Origin of the sequence: Cecembia sp. (genome assembly GCF_007126775.1) — a bacterium.
Classification (GTDB): domain Bacteria; phylum Bacteroidota; class Bacteroidia; order Cytophagales; family Cyclobacteriaceae; genus Cecembia.
In genome coordinates this window covers 1-9,823 of sequence record NZ_SLAP01000180.1, presented here as the reverse complement: position 1 = coordinate 9,823, position 9,823 = coordinate 1, and the positions used below count along the sequence as shown (strand labels likewise).

General features: G+C 40.1%; 8 protein-coding genes. 6 read left to right on the top strand and 2 right to left on the bottom strand.

Annotation, left to right across the window (positions count from 1 at the left end; all coding sequences use genetic code 11):
• Nucleotides 1-382, top strand: a 382-nt coding sequence (locus QZT73_RS12035; RefSeq protein ID WP_291788373.1) for a metallophosphoesterase family protein, incomplete at its 5' end; no start/stop codon positions are given.
• Between the two features lie 287 nt (nucleotides 383-669).
• Nucleotides 670-2,037, top strand: a complete 1,368-nt coding sequence (hisS, locus tag QZT73_RS12030) for a histidine--tRNA ligase (RefSeq protein WP_291788371.1) — start codon at nucleotides 670-672, stop codon at nucleotides 2,035-2,037.
• 47 nt (nucleotides 2,038-2,084) lie between these two features.
• On the opposite strand, the gene QZT73_RS12025 is transcribed toward hisS, so the two are convergent.
• Nucleotides 2,085-2,366, bottom strand: coding sequence for a hypothetical protein (locus QZT73_RS12025; RefSeq protein ID WP_291784014.1), 282 nt, complete (start codon nucleotides 2,364-2,366; stop codon nucleotides 2,085-2,087).
• Nucleotides 2,367-2,573: 207 nt separating this feature from the next.
• Here QZT73_RS12025 and QZT73_RS12020 point away from each other — a divergent pair, with 207 nt between their 5' ends.
• Together QZT73_RS12020 and QZT73_RS12015 are read left to right on the top strand one after the other, a co-directional pair.
• A complete protein-coding gene (locus QZT73_RS12020) occupies nucleotides 2,574-2,906 on the top strand; it encodes a YbaB/EbfC family nucleoid-associated protein (RefSeq protein WP_291784016.1) in 333 nt (110 codons plus the stop codon).
• Entirely contained in the window at nucleotides 2,906-3,895 is a 990-nt protein-coding gene (locus tag QZT73_RS12015; protein ID WP_291784018.1) for a glycosyltransferase family 2 protein, read from the top strand. The genes QZT73_RS12020 and QZT73_RS12015 overlap by 1 nt, the downstream gene beginning before the upstream one ends.
• Here QZT73_RS12015 and QZT73_RS12010 read toward each other — a convergent pair.
• Nucleotides 3,892-4,110 (bottom strand): PspC domain-containing protein, encoded by a 219-nt coding sequence (locus QZT73_RS12010; RefSeq protein WP_291784021.1) that lies wholly within the window; start codon nucleotides 4,108-4,110, stop codon nucleotides 3,892-3,894. The genes QZT73_RS12015 and QZT73_RS12010 overlap by 4 nt on opposite strands.
• 76 nt (nucleotides 4,111-4,186) lie before the next feature.
• Here QZT73_RS12010 and QZT73_RS12005 point away from each other — a divergent pair, with 76 nt between their 5' ends.
• Nucleotides 4,187-5,968, top strand: coding sequence for a tetratricopeptide repeat protein (locus QZT73_RS12005; RefSeq protein WP_291788369.1), 1,782 nt, complete (start codon nucleotides 4,187-4,189; stop codon nucleotides 5,966-5,968).
• Nucleotides 5,969-6,458: 490 nt separating this feature from the next.
• Nucleotides 6,459-9,719, top strand: coding sequence for a TonB-dependent receptor (locus tag QZT73_RS12000; protein WP_291788367.1), 3,261 nt, complete (start codon nucleotides 6,459-6,461; stop codon nucleotides 9,717-9,719).
• Nucleotides 9,720-9,823: the final 104 nt, after the last annotated feature.

Below are 9,823 nucleotides of genomic sequence, written 5' to 3'. Positions count from 1 at the left end.
CGAAAGCTTGCCCAGTGATAAAACCCTCCGTATAGTAACAGGTAATATTGATGATGCCCAAGCAAGGTCAATGTTTCCTGAGGAGATTTTTTTCGAAGTAGAGAGCCTGAAAATTTTGATGTTGCATATTGGAGGTAAACCTCCTCGATACGCCAATGGAGTTAAGAAAAAAATAAAGGACAGTCAGGCAGGACTATTTGTCTGCGGTCATTCCCACATCTGTAAAGTGGAATTTGATCAAGCTATTAATTGTTTATATATGAATCCAGGAGCCATAGGCCAGCAAGGGTTTCACATTATGCGTACACTTCTGCTTTTTGAAATTGCACAAGGCAAAATTCAAAATCTCAGGGTGGTGGAATTGGGGAAAAGGGGAAAATAAAAGGGCAGCCTTAACGGTAGCCCTTTTATTTCTTTCACAAAGAAAGGACAAATTTATTTATCAAAGCTTTTCTTAAGTTCCTCAACATCCACATTCTTGATTACTGGCTTAGCACTCAATTGTTTGATCTTGATTACCCTTGTATTTTGACCTTGTCTCTTTCTTCTCAATTTTCTTTTTAAAGTAGTAACAGCCATCGTATTATCTGTTTATGTGATCTCAAATGAAGCGCAAAATTACAATAAAATTTTGAATTTACTTACCTTTGGCCAAAATTAAAATACAATATGTCTGTTCAGAAACCCAGCTTGCCCAAAGGAACAAGGGATTTTGGCCCCTTGCAAATGGCCAGAAGGAACTTTATACTCGATACCATCAAGGATACCTTCAAACTTTTTGGTTTCCAGCAGTTGGAGACCCCAGCGATGGAAAATTTAAGTACTTTGACCGGTAAATATGGGGATGAAGGTGACCAATTGTTGTTTAAAATTCTCAATAGTGGTGATTTTTTGAAAAATGTCAGTAAAGGGGATTTGGACGCTGGAGCCCAATCCATCTTACCTAAAGTATCAGAAAAGGGGTTGCGTTATGACTTGACGGTTCCTTTTGCCAGGTATGTTGTGATGAACAGAAATGAGATCAGTTTCCCGTTCAAGCGTTTTCAGGTTCAGCCTGTATGGAGGGCAGACCGTCCGCAGAGAGGGAGGTATAGGGAGTTTTACCAGTGCGATGCAGATGTGGTAGGTACAGATAGCCTGCTTTGCGAATTGGAAATTATTTTGATGATCAAGCGGGTCTTTTCCAAGTTGGGCATCAAGGATTACCATATCAAAATCAACAACCGAAAAATATTGACAGGCCTGTCCGAAGTGATAGGTGAAGCCGGAAGGGAAGGGGAATTGTGCGTGGCTATAGATAAATTGGATAAAATCGGTTGGGAGAAGGTTCAGGAAGAATTGGCGCAGCGGAATTTCTCCCCATATGCCATTGAGAAGTTAAGCCCCATTGTCAATTTGATGACCGGCAACGAAGGAAGACTTGATTTCCTTAAAAAATATTTAGCTGCTTCTGAAACAGGGCTCAATGGCATTGCCGAATTAGAAGAATTATTCAGTATGCTTCAGACTTATGGGGAAGATCAGGAGCATGTGGATTTTGATGTGGTTTTGGCCCGGGGATTATCTTATTATACGGGAGCAATTTTTGAAGCAAAGGTCAACCATGTATCCATAGGCTCTGTGAGTGGCGGGGGAAGGTATGATAACCTTACTGGGGTCTTTGGGTTGGAGGGTGTTTCGGGGGTCGGTTTTTCATTTGGAGTAGACAGGCTTTATGACGTATTGGAGGAGTTGGGCCTTTTCCCTGAGGAAAACCCAGAAAATACAAAGGTTCTCCTGACCTATTTCGATACAAAAGGATTTGGCTATGGACTGAAGGTCTTGAATGAACTGAGGTCGGCTGGGATTGCTGCGGAACTGTATCCCGATCAGACCAAGATCAAAAAACAGCTTACCTACGCCGATAAAAAGCAGATTCCTTTTGTTATTATCCTAGGTGATAATGAGATTGAAGCTGGAAATGTAAGTGTTAAAGAATTATCTTCAGGACAACAGGAAACTTTAAGTTTGGAGGAGCTGGTAAAAAAATGGAAATAAAAAAATCCTCAAATCATATTGAGGATTGAAGGGTGGCTTATGTTTAATCACCCAATTTCAAGTATGCAGTTGATAGGAATGCAAATATCGGATTTAAGGCATATGAAATCTGAACCTACCGCCCATATGGTGGTATGGACTTTATATACTTTTTCATCTGCTGTCTCGAAGGTGATAGAAACTTTGTTCTTTAAAAGGTTACCCAATGATTGGGCCCGATTGAGGTCAAAGCTTCTTTTACTTCTTTCTGCAGGGTCTAACAAAACCTCTTTTTTACAAAATTGAAGATTTCTAATATTTTCCTTTTCGATATTTTCTATTGTTTTCATGATAAGTTTGGTTAGAGAGCATACAGTTATGGTATATTCTTGTTCGTATTAATTGGTAAAAGGTTTCAAACAAAGCATTTAATTTTTTTATGGTTTCTATTAACGGTTTTTAATCACTTTTAATGGGAAGACCCTTTGAAATTGGCAGCATCTGAAGGGTGTAGCCTGTTTTAAATGCATTATATTTGCAAGCAAAAAAGAAAGCATATGTTTGATATCATGAGTTTAATGAATAAGGTGAAAGAAGCGCAGGCCAAAATCAAAGAGACGCAGGGCAATTTGGTACACCTTAGGGCAGAAGGGGAATCAGGGGCTGGCATGGTAAAAGTGATTGTCAATGGAAACAGAAAAGTAGAATCTATTCAAATGGATGATTCCTTGGTCAATGTTGCCGATAAAGAGATGTTGGGAGATTTGGTAGTTGCTGCAACCAATATTGCGATGGAGTCTATTGATATTAAAATAAAGGAGGAAATGAAGTCAGCTACTGCGGGCATGATGCCCAATATTCCTGGCATGGATTTCGGTAATATGTTTTGATGGCAAAAGCTGCAATCGTCATATTGAATTACAATGGGGAAGAGACACTTAATAAATTTCTTCCCTCTGTAATTGAGTATTCTGATTTTCCGGTTTATGTGGCAGATAATGCCAGCTCTGATAATTCCATTGACCTTCTGGAAGAAAATTTCCCTCAGGTTAGACTCATTTCTTTAAACCAGAATTATGGTTTTGCCGGAGGATATAATGAGGCATTGTCCAGTATCCAAGGAAAATACACTTATTATATACTGTTAAATTCTGATGTGGAAGTGACAGCAGGATGGGACCAGCAACTTATCTCTTATTTGGAAGTGGATAAGCGTCTTGCCGGAGTGCAGCCAAAAATTTTATCCTTTGAGCGGAAGGAGTATTTTGAGCATGCCGGAGCAGGAGGGGGGTTTATTGATGGTTTTGGGTATCCCTATTGTAGAGGAAGGGTTTTTGATACTATTGAAAAAGACAAGGGGCAATATGATGATGAGCTGCTGGTGGATTGGGTTTCGGGTGCCTGTATGGCAGTAAGGGCTGATTTGTTCCATGAAAGCGGAGGCTTCGAATCCAGTTTTTTTGCCCATATGGAGGAAATTGACTGGTGTTGGAGGGCAAGATGCCAAGGATACCAGTTTAAATATTATGGGAAGGTGAAAGTTTATCACGTAGGTGGCGCTACATTGGCCAGATCCAATCCAAGAAAAACCTATTTGAATTTTCGAAATAACCTATCGACTTTAAAAAGGAATCTTACAAAAGCTACTTGGTTTAGGATTTATTTTGCCAGGATATTTTTTGACCTTTTGGCTGCCATAGTCTTTTTGATCAGAGGAGGTCAGGAACATGCCAAAATGGTATTTAAAGCCCATAAGGATTTCCGAAAGGGTAGAAATTTAGATTTTTCTGATAGAAAGGAGTGTAAGCGTAACGGGAAAATACAACTGCTTTTATGGGAGTATTACATTAGGGGGAGAAAAAAATATGCAGATTTTTAATCGAAAAGCACAGGATTGTTCATCTTCCTTAAATATTTCCTAACTTTCATCATCATTGCCATACTTACATACAGAATAACCGGAGAACCCATGGTAATAAAGGAGCTGTAGATGAAAAACAACCTGATACTGTCAATTGGGAAGTTAAACTTCTCTCCAAGCTTCGAACAGACTCCAAAGGCCCTCTCCTCAAAAAACAATTTGATTTTGTTCATAATAGTTGGTAATCTTATTGTTGCTTAAAGGTAACAAATAATTTTCAATAAATTACAAAGCCATTTACATGCCAAAATGTTTAGAAAATTAACTTTCTTTTTATGGGTAATTCCCCTAATTACTTTATCTTTTTATTGTAGCCCAAAGATAAATCAGTATGAAAATTTATTGGATGCAGTTTTTGCAAAACCTGAATATTTATCTCTGCATAGGGATTCCGTCAGGCTGAATATTCAGGGAGCACTCCCTATAAGGTACCTCTCAACCGATGTCCGCATTGATTTTTATCCAGAATACCAATATGGTGATGCTGCCCTTAAGCTGGGTATGTTTACTCCTTTTGATGGGGAGTATGCCGTCCCACATTCTGAGACCAGGATAAACCGAAGTATAGTTTTTCCTTATTTGCCAGGAATGGAAAAAGGAAAGCTTGTTCTAAAAGCGCAATTAACTAAAAAAGGCAGGTCTTACATTATTCCGGAAAAAAGACTTGCCATTGGTTTGAATACTGCTCCCTTATTGGCAAGAATCGGTCAAATAACTCCAGATGAACCGATTCAGGAAATAGGGAGATATATGGAAGTGGATTTTTCTGGAATGGCTACTCAGGAATTAAGAGAATTTATGATTCCTTTTTATTTGGGTTCTACCAATTTTGATGGCCTTCCAGAGCCTTTGCTTAATCTCCTTCAGAGGGGAGAAAGTGGCATGCAGGTAAATGAGATTAAGATTGTAGGATTGCATTCTCCTGAAAGTGCTGAAATTTCTCAAATTGATCTTCCCAGAAAAAGAGCAGAACAGTTAAAAACGGGTGTCTATGCGCAAATCGGATCAAGTACTGTCCCCACAAGCATTGCCTTTAGAAAGAATGATTGGTTTGATTTCAGGCTTTTGTTAAGTGATTATGAGGAGTTATCGGCAGATGAAAAAGAGCAGTTTTATCAAATTCTCCAAACTGATTTGGGATTTGAAGATAAGTTGCGTCAAATGAAAAAACTCAAATCCTTCAATCAAGTGGCCAGGGATATCTTCCCAAAGATGAGAAGCGCAAAAGTTACGGTGGTGTTGGAAAATACCAAGTTGAGTGATCCTGAAATTTCAGCAAATGTTTACAAGTTATTGAAGGAAAACCAACCGATAAATGATTTCAGCATTGAGCACCTGGTTTATGCCGGGCAGCAGGCCAAACGATTACAGGAAAGGGAAGCTATTTATGCCAAACTGATAGCGTTGGCCCCATCAGCACTTTCTTTTAATAACTTGGGGGTAGTATACCTGAATCAGGCACAGCGGGAATTAGGATTGTGGCAAAGGAATGAATTGATCAATAAAGCCATTGAAATGTTCCGCCAATCCAATAGGGATAAGCCTAGCGCAATTGCCATGCATAATTTGGGCAGGGCTCTTATTCTTCGGAAAGACTATTTTGACGCCTATGTGGCCATTTCCGAGGCTTCGGGCCTTGAGCGAGATGAAAACAACCATTTTCTAAGGTATAATGAGGGTATACGGGGGGCATTGGATATTATCAATGGAGACTATAAGCTTGCTGTCATCCGTTTGAATAGATCGCCCGAAAACGAGGTCAACTTATTCAATAAAGGTTTGGCTTATTTTTTGGCAGAAGAGCATGGTCAAGCAGCTGTTGCATTTGAGGAGAGTGTACAGGTAAATAGGGAGTTTGGATATGGTTTTTATGGGCTGGCCATGATTGCAGCAAGCAATAGAGATAGGCAGGCATTGTATGAATACTTGCAAAAAGCAATAGAACAGTCTGCATATTTGAAAGAGAGGGCCCTTTACGACATTCAATTTGCACCCTACAGAGAAGAGCGTGAATTTATGCGTCTATTTTAATTTATAGCATTTTTAAAAATGAGCTGTAATTTGTGTTGCATTTTATAAATAATTATGAAATGAATTTTAGAGAAAAGTTTTTGTATTAATCTTTATTCTCTTAAATTAGATGTTAATTCATGTTAAAAACACAATTTTAAATTAAGAGTGAAGAAAATCGCGAAATTAGATTGTGTTTTACAGAGTTATTCTTTAAAATGCAAACATATTCAATTATGATAAACCTAAAATCTCTGCCTATGACCGAAATTTCCCCTTTCAAAACAGGTTAGCAAAATCGTTTTAGCAAACATATTTCGACACTTCAGTATTTATTGGAGTCGTAGCATAGCAGCGCAGCTGCTAAGGTATAGTCAGCAATAGGACAAGCGGTAAAATACTGTGCAAGCTATTGCCTTTATTTTGCAAATGCCTGCAAACGATTGCATGATTATCAGATAATTAATTGCTTTCAAACCTTATCAATTAATAATTATTACCCAATCAATCTATGTTTATGGAAAAACTTTACAAAAGTCTAAGTGTAATGTTATTACTCTTAGTTCTTTCGAGTGCCACGGTGATGGCACAGCGAACGGTAACAGGAACTATCCTGGATGAATTCGGGGATGGCCTTCCTGGTGTCACCGTTTTGGTGAAAGGTACAACAACGGGTACAGCTACGGATATTGATGGAAAATACACCCTCAATGTTCCCAGTAATGAAGCCGTATTGGTGTACTCTTTTATTGGTTATCAGACTGTTGAACAAGTCGTAGGTAACCGTTCTGTAATTGATTTCTCAATGCAACCTGATGAGAGGATGTTGACAGAGTTAATCGTTACGGGTTATACTATCGATAGCCGAAGAGAAACCACAGGTGCTATTTCTACAGTAGATCCTAGAGATTTGCAAATTATCCCAACAGGTAATATCGAGCAGACCTTACAAGGTAGGATTGCCGGTGTGACTGTGGTAACCAATGGTCAGCCAGGTACCCAATCTCAGATCAGGGTTCGTGGTTTTGGTGCTTTTGGAGGAAATGAGCCTTTGTATATTGTCGATGGAGTTCCTGTAGGAAATACAGATTTCCTCAACCCAGATGATATTGAATCCACTACTGTATTGAAAGATGCAGCAGCTGCTTCCATTTATGGTGCAAGGGCTGCTAACGGAGTCATCGTTTACACTACCAAAAAAGGTAGAAAAGGTGCTCAAAAGTTGAGATTTGATTACAATGGTATGATGGGTTTTACAGACCCTGGAGTAGGTTTGGATATGGCCAATCCTCAGGAATATGCAGACATCACTTGGTTAGCTGAAGCCAATCAAGCTAGAATTGATGGCCGCGCTCCAAATTTCGGACATCCGCAGTTAGGAAATGGTCCACGTCCTGTGTTGCCATACTATATTAACGTAGGTGGTGAAGCCGGTGTTGCCGGTCCATTAACGCCTGCCCAACTGGAAGAACAAAGGGCATTGTACAATATAGACCCTAGAAGAGGTCCTGTTCACCAATTGGTGAGAGCGGCTACAGGTGAGGGTACAGATTGGTATGGTGCAGTGACCAGAAGAGCTCCTATTCAAAGACATTCCCTTGGTTTTTCAGGAGGCAGTGAAACAAGCAGATATTTCTTCGGTTTGGGTATTCAGGATCAGGCAGGTATTCTAATTGGCAATGATTTCAGGCGAATTACCTTAAGAGCAAACTCTGAGCATGATATAGGAAGTAAAATCCGTGTGGGACAAAATTTCCAGGCGACTTACCGTCAGGTATTAGGTCAGACAGGTGCAGGAGGTGGTCAGCGCGTTGCTCAGGATGAAAATGACATCTTGCAGGCTTTCCGTATGCCTTCCATGATTCCGGTTTTTGACGAATTTGGCGGTTATGCAGGAACAGCTGCAAGGGGCTTCAACAACCCTAGAAACCCTGTTGCCAATAGAGAAGGACAATTAAACAACCGTAACTTTAATGCCAACGCCTTCGGTAACGTGTATGTGGAATTTGAGCCCGTAAAGGATTTGGTTTTCAGATCATCCATAGGTGGTCAATACAATAATTTTTACGGTTTTGGTTTTTCAAGACTACAGTATGAAAACTCAGAAAACAATTCCGCTTTTGGTTACAATGAATTTTCTGGGTACTCCATGCAATGGGTATTTACCAACACAGCCCAGTGGAAAAAGACCTTCGACAGACATCAGTTCGATGTACTTATTGGTCAAGAAGCATTGAACACAGGAGCTGGAAGGAACATGAGTACTACTGGTCAGAATCCCTTTTCAGAGGATCCCAACTTTGTCACCATTTCTAACTTGCCCTTTGCATCTAGGATAGCTAACTCTGGTCAGTTCTTGGGAGTGAATTTCCTCTCCTTTTTCTCCAGGGTAAACTATACATATAATGATAAGTATTTGTTCAGTGCTGTGGTTCGTCGTGATGGTTCTTCCCGATTTGGACCCAACACAAGATGGGGTACATTCCCGGCTTTCTCTGTCGCTTGGAGATTGTCTTCAGAAGAGTTCATGTCTTCTGCCACTTGGTTGGATGATTTGAAAATCCGAGGTGGTTGGGGTCAAATGGGTAATTCCAATAACGTGGATCCTAATAATCAATTCTCACTATTCGGAGGAAACTTAGGTGCTTCTTCCTATGATATTGCCGGAACCAATAGTTCAGCCTTGATTGGTTTCAGAAGAACCAGGATAGGTAACCCAAATGCACGCTGGGAAACTGCCGTTACCCAGAACATCGGTTTTGACGGAACTGCTTTTGGTGGTAGATTGGATGTGATTGTGGATTTGTGGCAGAAAGATACAAGAGACTTGTTATTCTCAGTTCCAATTCCTTCTGTAGCTGGATTTAATGCTGCTGCGCCTGCAGTAAATATCGGAGAGATGTTGAACAGAGGTATTGATGTCATGGTGGCTACCAGAGGTAACCTTTCTTCTGATTGGACTTACGAATTGCAGGTCAATGGTGGTTTCTTGAAAAACGAGATTGTCTTCTTAGCACCAGGTTTGGACTTCATTACATCTGGTAATGCAAATCCTAATTTTAGAGGTATAGAGCCTATTAGAAATCAATTAGGTCAACCAATTTCTTCATTCTTTGGATACCAAGTAGACGGTTTGTTCCAGTCTGCTGAAGATGTAGCCAATCATGCTGCACAAGATGGAGCTGCTCCAGGTAGGTTCAAGTACAGAGATGTAAACGGAGATGGCGTAATTGATCCTGATGACAGGGTTTTCTTGGGCTCTCCTGTCCCTACTTTCTCTGGAGGCATGAACTTTACCATTGGCTACAAAAACTTTGATATGTCTGCTTACTTCTTTGGAACAGCAGGCAACAAAATTTGGGCACAGTGGAGATGGTTCACTGACTTCTTCCCAACCTTTGAAGGAGCGGCAGTTTCCAGACGTTTGTTGGATTCTTGGACTCCTGAAAACCCAACTGCGACAGTACCTGTTGCAGATAAGACAGCTAATTTCAGTACATCAGGTGTTGGAAACAGCTATTATGTCGTAGATGGCTCTTACTTGAGACTTCAAAACCTAACCTTTGGTTATACCATGCCGAATAGCTTGTTGCAAAGATGGAAGTTGGAGAGGTTAAGGGTGTTCGTTTCAGGAAACAACCTTTTGACCATTACGGGATATGATGGATTGGATCCAATGGTAGGTGGTAATGTGGATTTGGGCTTCGGTATAGATGTAGGAAACTACCCTGTAACCAGACAATACACAGTAGGTGTAAATTTAAGCTTCTGATCTAAACATTCTGTAGAACATTTGGTTACAACAACGAATTTCAAAAGTAATTACTGAAATATGAAAAGATTTAAAATTCAAATGGCAACGATGCTTGCAGCAGG

What these genes read in the sequence shown, in the direction of transcription:
- QZT73_RS12010 (WP_291784021.1), bottom strand. Translation starts at nt 4,110, where the DNA reads ATGAACAAAATCAAATTGTTTTTTGAGGAGAGGGCCTTTGGAGTCTGT.
- QZT73_RS12015 (WP_291784018.1), top strand. Translation starts at nt 2,906, where the DNA reads ATGGCAAAAGCTGCAATCGTCATATTGAATTACAATGGGGAAGAGACA.
- hisS (WP_291788371.1), top strand. Translation starts at nt 670, where the DNA reads ATGTCTGTTCAGAAACCCAGCTTGCCCAAAGGAACAAGGGATTTTGGC.
- QZT73_RS12000 (WP_291788367.1), top strand. Translation starts at nt 6,459, where the DNA reads ATGTTTATGGAAAAACTTTACAAAAGTCTAAGTGTAATGTTATTACTC.
- QZT73_RS12020 (WP_291784016.1), top strand. Translation starts at nt 2,574, where the DNA reads ATGTTTGATATCATGAGTTTAATGAATAAGGTGAAAGAAGCGCAGGCC.
- QZT73_RS12005 (WP_291788369.1), top strand. Translation starts at nt 4,187, where the DNA reads ATGTTTAGAAAATTAACTTTCTTTTTATGGGTAATTCCCCTAATTACT.
- QZT73_RS12025 (WP_291784014.1), bottom strand. Translation starts at nt 2,366, where the DNA reads ATGAAAACAATAGAAAATATCGAAAAGGAAAATATTAGAAATCTTCAA.